We start from the raw sequence: 15,745 nt of genomic DNA, 5'->3' as shown, positions 1-15,745 counted from the left end.
GTTACAGGCCTATATAGAGATAAGCCTTCATAATAAAAGCCCCCCGCCGAAGCGAGGGGCTCCCTTTTCTAACTCGAAATCAGAAAAACTGATTACGGGCTGGTCGGCTTGTCATCGGTGCCATCAGCAGCGATGATGATGCCGGCAATGACAGCAGCTGCAGCAAGCAGAGCCAGGATGATGCCGCTGCCGCGGAGATCATTCTGCTCGGTCATGCTGGCTTCAGCGCGTGCAACCGGAGCAGCCGAAGCAGCAACGGGAGCCACAGCCATCGAAGCGACAGCAAGCGCAACAGATGCCTTCTTGACGATATTCATTATACAATTCTCCATCCACTGGACGTTCTACAACATTGTACCGAGTAGTATTCCGTGAACCACGAAAGAACGCTAGCACCTTTCGTGCAGACACTACTTCACTACGATGTCGCGGTTTCAGCTAGCGACTTCCTTACGAATAGGCAACCCGAATGTTCCCCTAAACCGGAAATATCCGGTGAAAAATACGGAAATGTAAAATGGCAATGCCTGTTTCGTGGCTATGTTGTTACGGTAGTTAAATTAATTATTGGCTAAAAACGGTCAATTTTTCTACCCTGCTTATGTATAGGCACTGGGTGATGCTGATTTACAACAGCGGAGGTAATTTTTTGTGCAGCGCAACCTGTTTTGCTGCTTCACCCCCGTTTGATCGAGCGCACCGGCTCGCTCGTGACCGGATAACCAAGCCCCGATTCGATACATAAATGGCGCTCGCCGTAGCGTTCTTCGAAATAAGGGGTAATGATTCTCACATCATGCGCCAGCGCATGGTCTCGCGCTTCAGCAAAAGAGGCAAATTGGGCGAGCCGTTCAAGGTTACGCCGCGTCGGGTAAATAATATGCCCTTCATCACTGTCGGCGCGGTCAATCATCGCTTGCGCACTGGTCCAGAACGCATGGCTATTTTCGCTGGTATCGACCGTGACTTCGCTCGTCCCCTGATGGTCATGCGCAATATAAAAGCGCGTGTCGAAGATGCGCTCGTGCAAATGCGCGGGCCGCCAGCGGGCAAACGGTATCAACTGGTCCGGATGCAACACCCAGCCATGCGCCTGCACAATTTCCGAAAAATCCGTGCCTTTAAGGATGGCCTTGCGCGCCTCGGCCAACGTCGCGGCGTTCGATTGATGGGCAATGCCCACCGCCAAACCGGTTTCTTCCAGCGTTTCGCGGATAGCGGCAATGCGCGCGGCACCGTCGTCCGGCTCCAGCGCAGGCGCAAAGATTTTGGCGAGATATTGGTCGTCGGCATCAACCCGGCCACCGGGGAAGACCGCAGCGCCTGCTGCAAACACCATCGTATCCGCGCGGCGCACCATCAAAAGCTGCACCGGCGTATCGCCCGCGTCTCCTTCACGGAAAATCACCAGAGTTGCGGCGGGAATCGCCTTTTGCACCGGATGCTCCACCGTCATGCCTATCCTTGCTTCTTTGCCCCCGACGCAAATAGCGGCATCGGGTTTCTAACCCCATTGTCACACCTTGGATTGATTTGTTCAAGCCGTCAGACGATAGTGCCCTCCGCATAGCCCTTACAAAATGCAGCAAAAAGCCGGATTGCGGTAAGGGGTATAGTGGCGGGATATAGCGACCCGAGCCTTCGGGTGCGCATATGGGAGAGGAGCCTTATGGGTATCATCGAACTTCTGGGCCTTGCCGGGAGCATCAGTTTACTGTCGGGCTGGCGGCTCTATCTCACCGTTTTTGCGGTTGGTTTAGCGCGCTATATGAACTGGATCGACCTTCCCGATAATCTCGCCATCCTCAATGTGCTGGCTAATCCTTGGGTGATGGGAGTCGCGGCGATTGGGGCGATTGCGGAATTTTTCGCTGATAAGGTCGCATGGCTCGATAGTGTGTGGGATACGGTCCATACGGTGGTGCGCCCTGTTGGCGGCGCGCTGCTCGCCATGTCCGTAGTGAGCGCACAGGATCCAGCCTGGCAGGTGATTGCCTTTCTATTGGGCGGCGGCGCGGCGCTTCTCAGCCACGGCGCGAAGGCTGGCACCCGCGCGGTGGTCAACGCAAGCCCTGAACCTTTTTCCAATATCGCAGTGTCTGCGGGGGAAGATGTTGCCACGACCGGCCTCCTCGTCCTCGCGCTCGCCAATCCGGTCGCGGCGGTGATTATCGCGGTGGTAATGCTGATCGCGGTGCTGGTCGTGCTTTATTATCTGCGCCGCCTGCTCAAAAAATTGTTCGGTGATAGCCGCAGGCCGCCGCAACCTTATCCGGACGCTTGAATATATCGCATTTGAAGTGGGATGGTGGAGCTGAGGGGAATCGAACCCCTGACCTCGTCATTGCGAACGACGCGCTCTACCAACTGAGCTACAGCCCCATCCGGACGGCTCTTTTATGGGCGCTGTCCCGCGCGCGCAACAAATTTTGTCAGCCCTTGCCCGCACCATCTGGCAAAATGGAAACAGCGCGCTATGATACAAGTTTCAAAATAAAACTGATAATTTCACCCTATGTTTTTGAGGAGAGCAGCATGGCCCGTGCATGGTATTTCAAATCCCGCCCCGAAGGGATGCCCACCGCCGATAATTTCGAGCTGAAGGAGATGCCCGACACCGCGCTGGAGCCGGGGCAGGTCCGTGTCAAAAATCTGTGGCTTTCGGTCGATCCTTATATGCGCGGGCGGATGAATGATGTGAAAAGCTATGTCCCCGGCTTCCAGTTGGGCGAACCGTTGCAAGGCGGCGCGATTGGCGAAGTGGTAGAAAGCAACAGCCCCGATTTTGCCGTTGGCGATATGCTGTTCCACATGGGCGGCTGGCGCGATGGCGGGGTGATCGGTCCAGAACTCATGCCCAACAAAATAGATGCAAGCGTGCTGCCGCCGCAAACCTTCCTCCATAATATGGGGCTGACCGGCGCGACCGCATGGGTAGGATTGTTGAAAACCGCCGAGGCAAAGCCGGGCGAAACCGTCTTTGTGTCCGCAGCGGCAGGCGCGGTCGGCTCGGCGGTCGTGCAAATTGCCAAGGCCAAGGGCATGACCGTTATCGGATCAGCGGGCGGCGCAGAAAAATGCGCGTGGGTCAAAGCGTTGGGCGCGGATGCTTGTATTGATTATAAGTCAGGCCCGGTGCTGCCGCAGCTTGCTGCCGCGCTCAAGGGTATCGGCAAGGAAGGCGTTGACGTTTATTTCGACAATGTCGGCGGCGAGCATCTTGATGCGGCTTTTGCAAACGCCAACAGCTGGGCGCGCTTTGCGATTTGCGGGATGATCGACGTTTATAATGACGGCAAGCCGCAGGAGATGAAATATATCATCCGCACCATCCCGGCGCGCATCCGGATGCAAGGCTTTATCTACACCGACTATATGAAGGATTTGCCCGAATTTTATCAGGATATGGGCGGGCTTATCGCGGCCGGAAAAGTGCAGGCGCGCGAAACCGTGCGCGAAGGATTGGACGCAACGCTCGATGCGTTTCTGGGACTGTTCAGCGGGGAAAATACGGGCAAGATGCTGGTGAAATTATAGGTATCACCGGCAGCCTTGCCAATATTAGCGAAGGATGCTCAACATGAGTTATGGCCAACGCACTGTCCCCTTTCGTCCGCCGTTTCCTCCGTCGCCTTAGCGCCGCCGCTTGGGTCGCGCTCGCGCTCGCTGTGCCATCGGCGGCCTATGCCGCGCCGGAGCCTTCGCCATCTCCGGTCGGCATCTGGCGGGGTGAATCGGTCGATAGTGTCTCGCAGCTTATTGTGCTCGACGATCATCAATATTGCTTCACCCTGATCGCTGGCAGTCTCGACCTCATTTCGGCGGGGCGGTGGGAGGCAGAAGGCGGGCTTTACAAATTCACCGAAAAAAAGGCCCAATCCCCTCTTTTCCCGATGGCAATGCGGACCGGCCATGCAAAGCCCGGCACACGGAAGCTGGCGCTTGAAGGGGATATGTTTTCTTATGCCAATGCCCCGGTGATCGGCTTCCTCAAAACCCGCACCGATGCGCTATCGCTGCGCCGCCTGTTCCCGCGTGACAAGCATAGCTGGTCGGGGAGGTTCGAAGTGCCTGCCGCCGCGATGGCGGGTGCGCGCTATGTTGTGATCGGCGAGGCGTCCGATGTGCAGGTGGACGAAGCATCGGACAAGCCCTACCGGCTCAATATTTATGAACTGGGGCAAGAGGATGCGGAATATCGCATCACCTATGACCGGCAACAAGCCATGCCCCCGCTCGATTTCACCGCCAATGTCGGTAGGCAGGAGTTGACGGCCGACGAAGTCGGGCGCCTGCGCCGGTCGGACATTAAACTCACCGCGACCTTGGCCGACGCTATCCGCCGCGATTGCATCGAGGGCGCAGAGATGGTCGATGCCGCCGCGCTGCAAAGCCGCGGTATCACGTGGCCTGCTCCGGTTGAAACACGGATAGTCGCCGCGCCCGCTATCAACGAAGATCCGGTATTTGAAACAACCAGTGTGGTCGAAGCTACGGACATTCTCGAACCGCTGGAAAGCACGCAAGTCCCTGCCCCGCTCGCGCGCGAAACCTTAGACCAGCCTTCACCCTCGCCAGGTGTTGACGGGTTGGAAAAGCGGTTTAACGCGATTATCAAAATCGAAAGCGCAGCCAAGCGGGTGGTTGGTTATGAAGCTTTGTGGAAGGCCGCGATTAACAGCGAATATACCGACCAGCGCGAAGTTGCGGCGCGCGCGGCGATCAATATGAGCAATGACCTGTCTGCAATCGGCAAATATAACGAGGCTATCAAGGTGAGCGGCGATGCCTATGCCGCGCTCATCTCCGCGCCCGATCCGGTGCTGCGCTCGCGCGCGGCCAGCCTGCTTAACAATCAGGCGACTGCGTGGGAGGGGTTGAAAAAAACCGACGAGCAGGAGGCGGTCTGGCAACGCATCATCACTGATTTTGGCGCCGACAGCTATCCCACCACCGTCTATGTGCGGGCCACCACGGTGCTGAATATGGTCGACCGGCTGATCATCAAGGGCCGCCCAGCCGAAGCAGTGGCAATGCTCGACACATTCGAGCGCGACTATATAGAGTCAGGCCGCCTCGCCACGCGCCCCGAAGAAGCGTTCGGGATTAATTGCGATTCCGACGGCAAGCAATTCACTTTCGCGGTGCCGTGCAGGGGATCAAAAAGGCCTGACCTTGCCTATTTCAAAGATTATGTCGCGGCCTATCGCAAGAAAATTGCGAGTCTGAAATAAGCGGGCGCGTTCACGGATGGGCAACGCCGTGCGGGCGCGACATATTGCCGGACGTTTATTCCAATCCGTCAAACGGTTCGCACACCCACGGTTCTTTGCGGAACTTGCCTTTCTCCATGCGATAGGTTGACCCCATGTGGAAGTCGATCTGGTTGCACCAGAAGCGTGTGGTCAGATAACCGCTACGTGCTTCGAAATCGCGCGCGCGGGCAAAGCTGCGTGTCGTAGGATTATATAACCAATATAGATATTTATCGGTGTCAAAATCCTGCAGGATACGCAAATCCATATAGCCGTCATAATTGATATCTTCATAATCAACATAAGCAACCGGTTCCGCCCAAAAGCCGGTGAGCGTCTGGAGGCGTTTATCGCTTCTATAATCACGTATTTCTATACGGGTGATACGGTCACGATGGCTTGCCGCATTATGATAACCAAAGAGGCGAATTTTTATGAGTGGGCGGTCAGGAACTGCAATGTTCGGCACAAACCGCATATTGCGGACTTTACCATCCCGGTTATCTTTGATCGCCAAGGTCACTTCATTATCGAGCAGATGGACCTCGCCCTGCATCGTAAGATCCGGCGGCGCATCCATGCCGCGCTCGCCGTCAAAGCTGTTGAGGGTCAATTTGGTGCCTTTCTGCACCCCTTCGAAACTGGTGAAATAACGCCGGTCGCGCATCAGTAGCGCGCCGCCGAGCTTCCACACGCCGGAGCGCAGATATAGCAACATGGTGCCATCCATCGATTTGAGATGGCGGTTGACATTGATCGCGATATTGACCGGCTTGAGCGTTGCCGGTGAAGGGTCAGCCGAAGCGGGATTAACGCGCGTCGGCGCTGCGGTTTTGGCTGGAGCTGTCCTGCGCTGTGCATCCGGCGCAACCGCGCCCGTCAACAGGCTTGCACATAAGAGGCCACATGACAGGCCGATACCCGATTTCATGAAAGAAAACATGCCCCGCCCATAACCGACTTTGCCCGCGCGCACCAAAAAAATCGCGCGCGTTCAAAGGGCTAATCGAGCAGCCGGACGGTGTGTTTAGCCGATCCCGACCGACAGGAAGCTAGGCATCGGGCCATTCCATGCGCCATCTTCTTCAGCGTCAATCTGCTCGAAGCGGGGCTTGCGTTCGGGGCGGTCGCCGCGCGGTTCTTTGGCCGGAGACTTGCGCTGTCCGTCATCCTTGCCTGCCTGAGCCTTACGGCCGGAAGCAGGGGCACGGTCCTTTTTGCGCATATCGTCCTGCGTCTTGTCATTGCGCGATTTTTCGCCGCGCCCTTCACTGCGAGAATTTTCACCGCGCGCCTCACCACGCCCCTCACCGCGCGACCTGTCGGCCCGTCCGGCATCACCGCCCGGCGTGTCGATCAGCGGAATATCGCTGCCGATCAGCTTCTGGATATTGTCGAGTGCCTCGGCGTCTTCCTTGGTGACAAAGGTAAACGCCCTGCCCTTCGCGCCTGCGCGGCCGGTGCGGCCAATGCGGTGGACATAATCGTCGGGGTGCCAGGGCGCGTCAAAGTTGAACACATGGCTCACGCCCTTAATATCAAGTCCGCGCGCAGCGACGTCCGATGCGACCAGTATGTTGACCGACCCGTCCTTGAACCGCGCCAATTCCTTGAGCCGCGCCGACTGGTCAATGTCGCCGTGGATTTCGCCGCTCGCAAAGCCGTGGCGCTGCAGGCTCTTGTTAAGCTCGCGCACCGTGGTTTTGCGGTTACAGAAAATGATTGCGGTCGAAACATCTTCGCTGCGCAACAGCGAGCGCAAAACTTCGCGTTTCTTGCGGGATTCGACCTTCACCAGATGCTGGGCAATATTGGTGTTGGTGGTCGCAGGACGCGCAACTTCGATGGTTTTGGGGTTGCTGAGGAATTTATCCGCGAGCTTCTTGATCGGCGGCGGCATGGTCGCCGAAAACAGCAAGGTCTGGCGGTTGCCCGGCAGCTTGGTGCAGATTTCCTCAATGTCCGGAATGAAGCCCATGTCGAGCATCCGGTCGGCTTCGTCGATGACGAGGAGGTTGCAACCGGTGAGCAAAATATTGCCGCGCGCAAACAGGTCCATCAACCGGCCCGGCGTTGCAATGAGGACGTCGACGCCCTTTTCCAAGGCCTTCACCTGATCGCCCATCGATACGCCGCCGATCAGCAAAGCCATCGAAAGCTTGTGATATTTGCCGTATTTTTCAAAATTTTCGGCAACCTGCGCGGCGAGTTCGCGTGTCGGTTCAAGGATGAGGCTGCGCGGCATCCGCGCGCGGCTGCGTCCATGCGCCAATATGTCGATCATCGGCAGCACGAAGGAGGCGGTCTTGCCAGTCCCCGTCTGCGCAATGCCGATAATATCCTTCATCATCAACACAGGCGAGATCGCCTGCGCCTGAATGGGGGTCGGCGTGTCATAGCCCGCCTCGGTAACGGCGCGCAGCAATTCATCGGATAGGCCGAGGTCGGCAAAACTCATAAAATCAGATCATTCCGGAAAAATAATGATGGAAGCAAAGCGGGTTCGCTGCCAATCCAGCACTTCGCGCGGTGACGCAATTTCGCGAAAAAGTCAAGAATAACGCGCAGGCGCTTTCGGACTAAAGGCCATAAAAATGCAGATTAGTCGTCGCGCGGTTCAGGGACAAGGTAGCTGAATTTGCGCACATCACAGCGCGCACCGGACCGCGCGTGCAGCACATCGCGGCCCGCGCACAGCATCCCGTCCTTGGGCGTAAGCATATAAAAACCCGAATAAAAGTCAGCCGCGCGACATTCGCCATCGAGCGCAGCGCGCAGGCGCTGGCGTTCACGGGTGATAAGGTCGATGCTGCTGCGCTGGGTATATTGCACCCCCATCAGGCTGCGCATCGGGATGCAGCGCGGGGCTTTGACCTCGCGCCATTCGACGCGCATCGGCACATCGCGCGCGCGGCCCGACCGGGTGTTGGAAAAGCCGTTGACCTGTGCGCGCGAGGCGGGGATGCGAATCATTACTTGTTGTTCGACCACTACCGACTGGAAATGGAGCGTGTCTGCACCCGCGACGCTGCCCGTTTCAGCTTGCACGGCTATCGCCTCCGGCGCTGCCGCCGGGACAGCCGGATCGGCCCCTAATAAGGGTGCGGCAAAAAACAGCAAAAACGGTGCCAACACTATAACGTCCCCACGTTGTTCATCCCCCGCCTGGATTCCGGCAGGAGCCTGCGTCTATGCCGTGCGGCGGTTGAACTGTGTATGAATTGCGTCGGGCACATATATTCAGGAAGAAAGCGCGGCCTGCCCGCCAAGGGTAGCGCGCTGCACCGTTCCGGCCTATTCCTGTTGGCATGACACCCCTTCCGACACATGATGCGCCTGTCATTGCGGACGGTTCCGGGCTGGAACCGCTGCAAAGCTTGCTCGGCCCGAAAGGCTTTTGCAATAGCGTTGACGCCATGGCTCCTTGGCTCACCGATTGGCGGGGGAAATATCATGGCCGCGCGGCGGCACTGCTGTCGCCCGCCACAGTCGAAGAAGTCCAATATATTCTGCGCTTTGCCAATGCCCACCGCATTGCGCTGGTGCCGCAAGGGGGTAATAGCGGCATGGTCGCAGGCGCTACGCCCGATGAGAGCGGGACAAGCCTTATCCTGTCGCTGCGTCGCATGAACCGGATTCGCGCAATAGATTCGGGCGCGCGTCAGGTTGTTGCCGAAGCCGGCGTTATCCTTCAGCATCTCCATGAAGCGGTCGCAGAGGAAGGTTTGCGCTTTCCATTAACGTTAGGCGGCAAAGGATCGGCCACGGTCGGCGGGTTGGTGTCAACCAATGCGGGCGGCACGCAAGTGTTACGCCACGGACCGATGCGTTCGCTGGTGCTGGGCCTTGAGGCGGTCCTGCCCGACGGATCGCTCCATTCAAGCCTTGCCGCGCTACGCAAAGATAATCGCGGCTATAATCTCGACCAATTGCTGATCGGCGCAGAAGGAACACTCGGCATTGTGACCGCCGCCACGTTGAAGCTGGTGCCCGCCATCAGCGCGCGCCATGTGGTGTGGGCCGCGACCGACAGCCCGCATCAGGCGCTGGCTGCGCTGCGCCGTCTGGAGGCGCTGTTGGGCGATGCGGTGGAAGGGTTTGAAATCATTCCGGGGAGCGCGCTCGCCACCGTGGTCGCGCATATCTCCGCCGCTCAAGCCCCACTCGCGCCGCACTATGCGTGGCACATCCTTGTCGAAGCGGTCGAGAGCGGCGGCACCGCGCGGCCGATTGCAAGCGCGCTTGAAACCGGTTTGGCCGCGCTCATTGAGGAAGGCGTGCTGCGCGATGCGGTGATTGCCAAGAATGAACGCGAGGCCGACGCCATGTGGCGGCTGCGCGATTCCGTTTCGGAATCCGAACGTGCGCTTGGTCCCGCGCTCCAGCATGACATCAGTGTGCCGGTCGAGCGGATGCCCGATTTTTTAACACAAGATGCCACCGTCATCGCCGCGCAATTTCCCGGCGTCACCATGATGGGCTTCGGCCATTTGGGGGACGGCAATATCCATCTCCACGCCAAACCGCCGCGCGATGCCCAAGATCGCGGCGCTGCATGGCTTGCCGCGCATGGCGAAGCGGTGTCCAAAGCTATCTATGGCCGCGTCATTGCTGCGGGCGGGTCTATCTCTGCCGAGCATGGCATTGGCCGCGCCAAACGTGCTTATTTCCATGCGCTTGATGATCCGGCCCGCATCGCGGCGTTGCGCGCAATCAAGCAGGCGCTCGACCCCAATGCTATCCTCAATCCCGGCGTGCTGGTTTAGCATTACAAAAATGTGACTGTAAGGCGCAGCGGAGCAGATGTAATCTCTCCCCCTTTTGCGGGTGCTTATCACCGCTTTCCGCTTGCGCCGCGCCGCCCGACACCGTAGGGCGAGCCATATTTTCGCGCGAGGGGTGGGCGCTTGCGACCTCCCTTGCATCCAAGACCATATTTTTATTGGAGAACCACGATCATGGCCAGCGCGCCGCAAGCTTCAAATCTTCCGCTTTTCTACAATGACCTTGTTCCGCTTTCGAGCAACGATCATGCCGAATGGCGCGCAAAACCCGCTGAATCGGCTGACTTCCTCAAGGATCACCACGCGGTTCCGCTGACCAGCGACGAATTCATCCAAGCCGGGCGCTATTTCCCGATCGTATTTTCGGTCGGCGAAAATCCGGTTCCGCTCGCGCTGATGGGCCTCAACGAAGGCGTCAACACTTTCCTTGATGCCGACAATAAATTCAGCGGTCCGGTCTATGTTCCGGCCTATATCCGCCGCTATCCGTTCATGCTCGCGCGCCTCAACCCGCAAAGCGAAGAATTGTCGCTGTGCTTTGACCCGACATCGGGCGTGATTGGCGATTTCAAGGATGGCGAAAAGCTGTTCGACAATGGCGAGCCGACCCAACCGGTTCAGGAAATTCTCGCCTTCTGCGAACAATTTGAACAAGCGGGCGCGCGCACCGGTCAGTTTATGGAAGACCTTGCCAAGCTGGAAATCCTCATGGACGGCGAAGTCGCCATCCAGCAGGAAGGCGTGGAACAGCCGTTCGTCTATCGCGGTTTCCAGATGGTCGACGAAAACAAGCTGCGCGAATTGCGCGGCGACCAGTTGCGTAAGCTCGCCCAGAACGGGATGCTTCCGCTCATCTACGCTCACCTCTTCTCGCTCCAATTGATGCGCGAAATTTTCGCAGCGCAAGTGCAGCAGGGCAAAATGCCCCCGCAAATGCCCGCCCCCGCCGGCGAAGCATAAGCAATAATTTTTCGTGGCTTTGGCCAAAACGGAAAAAGGGCGCCTTCGGGGGCCCTTTTTTGTGACCTTTTTGGCTGCCCCGGCACGTCATATTCGTTGAACCTGCACGGCCCCCGCTGTCACGCCAATGCCGTGCAAATGACCCGATAGTTTCATCTGATAATAAACAGCCCTGCGGCTCTTGAAGGCAGGGGCCGCCTCCTCTATATTCCTAATGTGCACTGCTTGCCGGGTTCCCCCTTTCCGGTCGGTGCATAGATACGCTCCTTGGAGTGTATCTCCTCCCTGGACCTTGGCCACCTCGTGCTCCGGTACGAGGTGGTTTTTTTATCCTTTATTCAGCAGCCTGCGACCAGAGCGGCGGACCGAACCGTTCGGCCAGCGCAAATTCCGCGACCGTTGCCACGCGCGCGACCAGCGCCGAAAGCCGCGCGCAAGCTGCCCTCTCCGGCTGTCCCTGCGCATCAAGATAGGCGGTGCGGTCAATCTCGATCTGGACCGCATAGCGCCGCCGTTCGGGGCGACTATGGCGCGCGATGATATAGCCACCCGCATAAGGCCGGTTGTAAGCGACGCGCAAACCCGTGCTTTGCACTTCCTGCTCGATGGCTTCGACCAGCCAAGGCGGTGCAGTTGCGCCATGACGGTCGCCAATCACCAAAGTAGCAGGCGCGATACCCCCCAGCCCCGGCATCGAATGAAGGTCGATGAGGAGCGTATGGCCATGCGCGCGCAACGCCACGTCCATCCGCTGTTCCAGCGCCTGATGATAGGGCCGGTGGATGGCGGCAATCCTTGCCTGCAATTCGTCCCAGTCAAAACCGCCCCGCCACAATTCGCCGAAGCGGTGCAGGCGACGCGGAAACAGGCCAAGCCCTGCCAGCACTTTCTCGCTCGGCTTGCCGACGCGCGTAGCAGCGCGCGACTGCGCGACATCGCGCACCATCCCGGCATCAATTTCATCGGGCGCACGGTTAAGGTCGATAAAGGCGCGCGCATGGGTCGCGGTCTGCACCATGAAGCCCTGCTCTGCGGTATCGGCTGTCAGCCGGTCCACATAACGGTCTTCAAGCCGCTGCAAAGCCTCCACCGGCACGCGCGCGGCCTCAAGCAAGGACTGCGGATAATAACGCCCCGCATGAGGCACCGACAGAAGCACCGCGCGCGCGGGTGCATCTGCGTTCGCCAGCACAAAAGGCGGCACGACAACCGTTGCCGGGTCGCAGGCCGCGCGCTCAAGGTCGGACGAATCACGCTTCATGTTCCGTAGCTTAGCCTTGTCCGGACGCTGCACAGCTTTTTATTTTTCACCCAAGGCACCGCCTTGCTGGAAAATGTTAAACATTCGCGGCATATAAGGGGGGCTAATCCGCGCGATTTGCGGGGCATCTCCAATGGACCAAAACTGCGTCATGATAAGAATTTTGCTTGCCGAAGATGATGATGTCATGCGCGAATATCTGACGCGCGCGCTGTTTGCGGCGGGATATGAAGTGATGGCCGTCGATCGCGGGACAGCAGCGCTGCCCTATCTCGAATCGGGTGTTTATGACCTTCTTCTGTCCGATATTGTGATGCCGGAAATGGACGGTATCGAGCTGGCGCAACATGCTGCAGTGGTCGCGCCCGACACACAGATCATGTTCATCACCGGCTTTGCCGCCGTCCAGTTAAAGGCAGGCGAAACCGTGCCGCAGGCAAAATTGCTGTCCAAGCCTTTCCACTTGAGGGATTTGGTGGCCCAGGTTGATGCGATGTTCGCGCATCGCAAGGTTTCCGAACAAAATTGACTTGAACGCGCTTTTGGCGCTTGCACTTGCGGGCTGTGCCGACTAATAGCCCGCTCTCGAATGGGCGTATAGCTCAGTGGTAGAGCACTATGTTGACATCGTAGGGGTCGCAAGTTCAATCCTTGCTACGCCCACCATTCGATCAAAAACCCGCCGGTCAACGCATGGCCCGGCGGGTTTTTTGTTATCGCGCGCGGCCTTAGACATTGGTCGTAATTCCGGCCTTTTTCCTTGATTTGTGCGTCGGCCTCCCCAAAATTGGGAGAAAGCCTGTTATATGCGCAAAGGAGAGCCCGCCATGTCCGAACCCCTTTATCCCGTTCCCGAAGAGTGGGCCGAGCGCGCGACCATCAATGCCGAACGCTATGCAGCAATGTATAAAGAGTCGGTCGACGACCCGAACGGTTTTTGGACGCGCGAGGCAGAGCGGCTCGACTGGATGAAATTCCCGACCAAGATCAAGGATACGAGCTTCGACGAGGCGACCTTTGGCATCAAATGGTTTGAAGACGGCATTATCAACGTCTCGGCTAATTGCCTTGACCGTCATCTGGAAACGCGCGGCGACCAGCCTGCGATCATCTGGGAAGGCGATAATCCGACCGAAAGCCGGACCATCACCTATAAGCAATTATTCCTCGAAACTTGCCGCTTCGCCAATGTGCTACGCGCGCAAGGGGTGCGGCGCGGCGATCGTGTGACCATTTATATGCCGATGATCCCCGAAGCGGCGATGGCAATGCTCGCCTGCACCCGCATCGGCGCAATCCATTCCATCGTGTTTGGCGGCTTTTCCCCCGACGCGCTCGCGGGGCGCATCCAGGATTGCGATTCGTCACTGGTGGTAACCGCTGATGAAGGCTTGCGCGGCGGCAAGATTGTCCCGCTCAAGGCCAATGTCGATGAAGCCCTCAAACATTGCCCGTCGGTAAAGCGCGTCGTCGTGGTCGAGCGCACCGGCGGTACGGTCGCGATGCAATCGGGCCGCGATGTGTGGTATCATGACGCCGCGCGCCATGTCTCCGACCATATCGAGCCGTGGGAGATGAATGCGGAAGATCCGATGTTCATCCTCTATACGTCGGGTTCGACCGGTAAGCCCAAGGGTGTGCTGCACACCACCGGCGGCTATTTGCTGTGGGCGGCGATGACGCATGATTATGTGTTCGATTATAAGCCCGGCGAGGTTTATTGGTGCACCGCGGACATCGGCTGGGTCACCGGCCACACTTATATCGTCTATGGTCCGCTCGCTAATGGCGCGACGACCTTGATGTTTGAAGGCATCCCCAACTATCCCGATCATGGCCGCTTCTGGGATGTGGTCGACAAGCATAAGGTCAATACTTTCTATACCGCGCCCACGGCGTTGCGCGCGCTCATGCGCGAAGGCGATGAATGGGTGAAGAAAAGCTCGCGCGCTTCGTTGAAGCTGCTCGGCTCGGTCGGCGAACCGATCAACCCCGAAGCCTGGGAATGGTATCACCGCGTCGTCGGTGACAGCCGTTGCCCGATTGTCGACACATGGTGGCAAACCGAAACCGGCGGCACACTCATGACCCCGCTCCCCGGCGCCCATGCCGCCAAGCCCGGCGCGGCGAGCTTCCCGATGTTCGGCATCGTCCCCCAAGTGGTCGATGAAAAAGGCACGGTGCTGGAAGGTGCGACCGAAGGCAATCTGTGCATATTGGATAGCTGGCCGGGGCAGATGCGGACCGTCTGGGGCGACCATGAACGCTTCTTCCAGACCTATTTCACCACCTATCCCGGCAAATATTTCACCGGCGACGGCTGCCGCCGCGACGAGGATGGCTATTATTGGATTACCGGCCGCGTCGATGATGTCATCAACGTGTCCGGCCACCGCATGGGCACCGCCGAAGTCGAAAGCGCGCTCGTTTCGCACCCGACCGTTGCCGAAGCCGCCGTTGTCGGGATGCCACATGATGTGAAAGGCCAAGGCATTTACGCCTATGTGACGCTCAACGTGAATGAAGAGCCATCCGAGGAGCTGCGCCTGACGCTGATCCAATGGGTGCGCCGCGAAATCGGCCCGATTGCAACCCCCGACTTCCTACAATTCGCGCCGGGCCTCCCCAAGACCCGCTCGGGCAAGATCATGCGCCGCATTTTGCGCAAGATTGCGGAAAATGATGTGTCGAACTTGGGCGATACCTCCACCCTCGCGGACCCGAGCGTCGTCGATAATCTGGTCGTCAACCGCATGGGTGCGCGTTGAGGAATAGCTAAAACACGACTTATCCTCCCCTCCCGCTCATTGGGTGGGAGGGGGTATGTCGGCACGCATAGAGTAAACCTCTGCCCTCCCCGACTTCGGCTAAGAATTTTCGCTACGCTTCAAATTCCCAAGTCTCCGTTGCCCCTCCCGTGAACGGGAGGGGATAAAGGTCTGTCGCAACCTAAAGCCCCTCCCCTTCAGGGGAGGGGTTGGGGTGGGGTCTGTCAGTAAACGCAGCGCGAGCGTCCACCCACCCCACTCGCCTAAGGGCTTACAGCCCTAAGGCTCCATTGCCCCTCCCGCGGGCGGGAGGGGATAAAGTGTGTGCGCACCCGATAGGCGGCTTTTTCACATCATCATCAGGAAAATCAGGAAAATGGTGCTGCTGGGGAGGATTGAACTCCCGGCCTCTCCCTTACCAAGGGAGTGCTCTACCACTGAGCTACAGCAGCACATTACGGGCGGCCTTTGGGACAAGGCCATCAACCGGAAGCGGCCCTATGGCGGGGGACGCGGTGCCTGTCAAGGCAGGCCTTGCGCTAATGCCGCAAAAAAGCAAAAGAAGCCTTATGAGCGACCAGAAAATATCCGATGCCACCGCGCGCGCCAAGGCCGAACAAAAGGCAAAACTTGCCGAACAATTGCGCGCGAACCTGCGCCGCCGCAAAGCCCAATCGCGCGAAATGGACGGGAAAGAGGGGTAAGCTGCACCGCCCT

The 15,745-nt window shown here is 58.3% G+C and carries 14 protein-coding genes and 3 tRNA genes; 9 read left to right on the top strand and 8 right to left on the bottom strand.

Annotation, left to right across the window (positions count from 1 at the left end):
• Positions 1-92: 92 nt before the first annotated feature.
• Positions 93-317 carry a hypothetical protein gene (locus DMP17_RS02190; RefSeq protein WP_337827444.1) on the bottom strand — a complete coding sequence of 75 codons (225 nt, stop codon included), beginning with the start codon at positions 315-317 and terminating at the stop codon, positions 93-95.
• 359 nt (positions 318-676) lie between these two features.
• Entirely contained in the window at positions 677-1,456 is a 780-nt protein-coding gene (locus DMP17_RS02185; RefSeq protein WP_337827443.1) for an NUDIX hydrolase, read from the bottom strand.
• A gap of 213 nt (positions 1,457-1,669) precedes the next feature.
• On the opposite strand from DMP17_RS02185, the gene DMP17_RS02180 reads away from it, so the two are divergent.
• Positions 1,670-2,284 (top strand): DUF4126 domain-containing protein, encoded by a 615-nt coding sequence (locus DMP17_RS02180; RefSeq protein ID WP_337827442.1) that lies wholly within the window; start codon positions 1,670-1,672, stop codon positions 2,282-2,284.
• 22 nt (positions 2,285-2,306) lie between these two features.
• On the opposite strand, the gene DMP17_RS02175 is transcribed toward DMP17_RS02180, so the two are convergent.
• Positions 2,307-2,382: transfer RNA gene (locus DMP17_RS02175), tRNA-Ala, on the bottom strand.
• 78 nt (positions 2,383-2,460) lie between these two features.
• Between DMP17_RS02175 and DMP17_RS02170 the strand changes: the two genes are divergently transcribed.
• Together DMP17_RS02170 and DMP17_RS02165 are read left to right on the top strand one after the other, a co-directional pair.
• On the top strand, positions 2,461-3,537 hold the full coding sequence (locus DMP17_RS02170) for an NADP-dependent oxidoreductase (protein WP_337827441.1): 1,077 nt from the start codon (positions 2,461-2,463) through the stop codon (positions 3,535-3,537).
• Between the two features lie 50 nt (positions 3,538-3,587).
• Complete coding sequence (locus DMP17_RS02165) at positions 3,588-5,234, top strand: hypothetical protein (RefSeq protein WP_337827440.1); 1,647 nt, start codon at positions 3,588-3,590, stop codon at positions 5,232-5,234.
• 55 nt (positions 5,235-5,289) lie between these two features.
• On the opposite strand, the gene DMP17_RS02160 is transcribed toward DMP17_RS02165, so the two are convergent.
• The 3 genes from DMP17_RS02160 to DMP17_RS02150 all read right to left on the bottom strand — a co-directional run bounded on the left by DMP17_RS02160 (position 5,290) and on the right by DMP17_RS02150 (position 8,390).
• Entirely contained in the window at positions 5,290-6,186 is an 897-nt protein-coding gene (locus DMP17_RS02160; RefSeq protein ID WP_337827439.1) for a hypothetical protein, read from the bottom strand.
• Positions 6,187-6,282: 96 nt separating this feature from the next.
• Positions 6,283-7,713 (bottom strand): DEAD/DEAH box helicase, encoded by a 1,431-nt coding sequence (locus DMP17_RS02155; RefSeq protein ID WP_337827438.1) that lies wholly within the window; start codon positions 7,711-7,713, stop codon positions 6,283-6,285.
• A gap of 143 nt (positions 7,714-7,856) precedes the next feature.
• Positions 7,857-8,390, bottom strand: a complete 534-nt coding sequence (locus DMP17_RS02150) for a hypothetical protein (protein WP_337827437.1) — start codon at positions 8,388-8,390, stop codon at positions 7,857-7,859.
• Positions 8,391-8,563: 173 nt separating this feature from the next.
• Between DMP17_RS02150 and DMP17_RS02145 the strand changes: the two genes are divergently transcribed.
• Together DMP17_RS02145 and DMP17_RS02140 are read left to right on the top strand one after the other, a co-directional pair.
• On the top strand, positions 8,564-10,021 hold the full coding sequence (locus tag DMP17_RS02145) for an FAD-binding oxidoreductase (protein WP_337827436.1): 1,458 nt from the start codon (positions 8,564-8,566) through the stop codon (positions 10,019-10,021).
• 192 nt (positions 10,022-10,213) lie between these two features.
• Positions 10,214-10,999, top strand: coding sequence for a SapC family protein (locus DMP17_RS02140; RefSeq protein WP_337827435.1), 786 nt, complete (start codon positions 10,214-10,216; stop codon positions 10,997-10,999).
• A 334-nt stretch (positions 11,000-11,333) separates the two neighbouring features.
• Here the strand turns inward: DMP17_RS02140 and DMP17_RS02135 are convergent, their stop codons facing one another.
• Positions 11,334-12,260 carry an N-formylglutamate amidohydrolase gene (locus tag DMP17_RS02135; protein ID WP_337827434.1) on the bottom strand — a complete coding sequence of 309 codons (927 nt, stop codon included), beginning with the start codon at positions 12,258-12,260 and terminating at the stop codon, positions 11,334-11,336.
• Between the two features lie 133 nt (positions 12,261-12,393).
• On the opposite strand from DMP17_RS02135, the gene cpdR reads away from it, so the two are divergent.
• The 3 genes from cpdR to acs all read left to right on the top strand — a co-directional run bounded on the left by cpdR (position 12,394) and on the right by acs (position 15,028).
• Positions 12,394-12,789: a cell cycle two-component system response regulator CpdR gene (gene cpdR, locus DMP17_RS02130; protein ID WP_337827433.1), complete on the top strand. Its 396-nt coding sequence runs from the start codon at positions 12,394-12,396 to the stop codon at positions 12,787-12,789.
• Between the two features lie 62 nt (positions 12,790-12,851).
• Positions 12,852-12,926, top strand: a tRNA-Val gene (locus DMP17_RS02125).
• Positions 12,927-13,066: 140 nt separating this feature from the next.
• Entirely contained in the window at positions 13,067-15,028 is a 1,962-nt protein-coding gene (acs, locus tag DMP17_RS02120; protein WP_443217806.1) for an acetate--CoA ligase, read from the top strand.
• Positions 15,029-15,405: 377 nt separating this feature from the next.
• Here acs and DMP17_RS02115 read toward each other — a convergent pair.
• Positions 15,406-15,480: transfer RNA gene (locus tag DMP17_RS02115), tRNA-Thr, on the bottom strand.
• A gap of 117 nt (positions 15,481-15,597) precedes the next feature.
• Here DMP17_RS02115 and DMP17_RS02110 point away from each other — a divergent pair.
• Positions 15,598-15,732 (top strand): hypothetical protein, encoded by a 135-nt coding sequence (locus tag DMP17_RS02110; RefSeq protein ID WP_337827431.1) that lies wholly within the window; start codon positions 15,598-15,600, stop codon positions 15,730-15,732.
• Positions 15,733-15,745: the final 13 nt, after the last annotated feature.

It is taken from the genome of Pseudonocardia sp. TMWB2A (genome assembly GCF_017312135.1).
This window is presented reverse-complemented; position numbering and strand designations above follow the sequence as displayed.

What these genes read in the sequence shown, in the direction of transcription:
- DMP17_RS02135 (WP_337827434.1), bottom strand. Translation starts at nt 12,260, where the DNA reads ATGAAGCGTGATTCGTCCGACCTTGAGCGCGCGGCCTGCGACCCGGCA.
- DMP17_RS02110 (WP_337827431.1), top strand. Translation starts at nt 15,598, where the DNA reads ATGAGCGACCAGAAAATATCCGATGCCACCGCGCGCGCCAAGGCCGAA.
- DMP17_RS02190 (WP_337827444.1), bottom strand. Translation starts at nt 317, where the DNA reads ATGAATATCGTCAAGAAGGCATCTGTTGCGCTTGCTGTCGCTTCGATG.
- acs (WP_443217806.1), top strand. Translation starts at nt 13,067, where the DNA reads ATGCGCAAAGGAGAGCCCGCCATGTCCGAACCCCTTTATCCCGTTCCC.
- DMP17_RS02185 (WP_337827443.1), bottom strand. Translation starts at nt 1,456, where the DNA reads ATGACGGTGGAGCATCCGGTGCAAAAGGCGATTCCCGCCGCAACTCTG.
- DMP17_RS02165 (WP_337827440.1), top strand. Translation starts at nt 3,588, where the DNA reads ATGGCCAACGCACTGTCCCCTTTCGTCCGCCGTTTCCTCCGTCGCCTT.
- DMP17_RS02155 (WP_337827438.1), bottom strand. Translation starts at nt 7,713, where the DNA reads ATGAGTTTTGCCGACCTCGGCCTATCCGATGAATTGCTGCGCGCCGTT.
- cpdR (WP_337827433.1), top strand. Translation starts at nt 12,394, where the DNA reads ATGGACCAAAACTGCGTCATGATAAGAATTTTGCTTGCCGAAGATGAT.
- DMP17_RS02170 (WP_337827441.1), top strand. Translation starts at nt 2,461, where the DNA reads ATGGAAACAGCGCGCTATGATACAAGTTTCAAAATAAAACTGATAATT.
- DMP17_RS02145 (WP_337827436.1), top strand. Translation starts at nt 8,564, where the DNA reads ATGACACCCCTTCCGACACATGATGCGCCTGTCATTGCGGACGGTTCC.
- DMP17_RS02140 (WP_337827435.1), top strand. Translation starts at nt 10,214, where the DNA reads ATGGCCAGCGCGCCGCAAGCTTCAAATCTTCCGCTTTTCTACAATGAC.
- DMP17_RS02160 (WP_337827439.1), bottom strand. Translation starts at nt 6,186, where the DNA reads ATGAAATCGGGTATCGGCCTGTCATGTGGCCTCTTATGTGCAAGCCTG.
- DMP17_RS02180 (WP_337827442.1), top strand. Translation starts at nt 1,670, where the DNA reads ATGGGTATCATCGAACTTCTGGGCCTTGCCGGGAGCATCAGTTTACTG.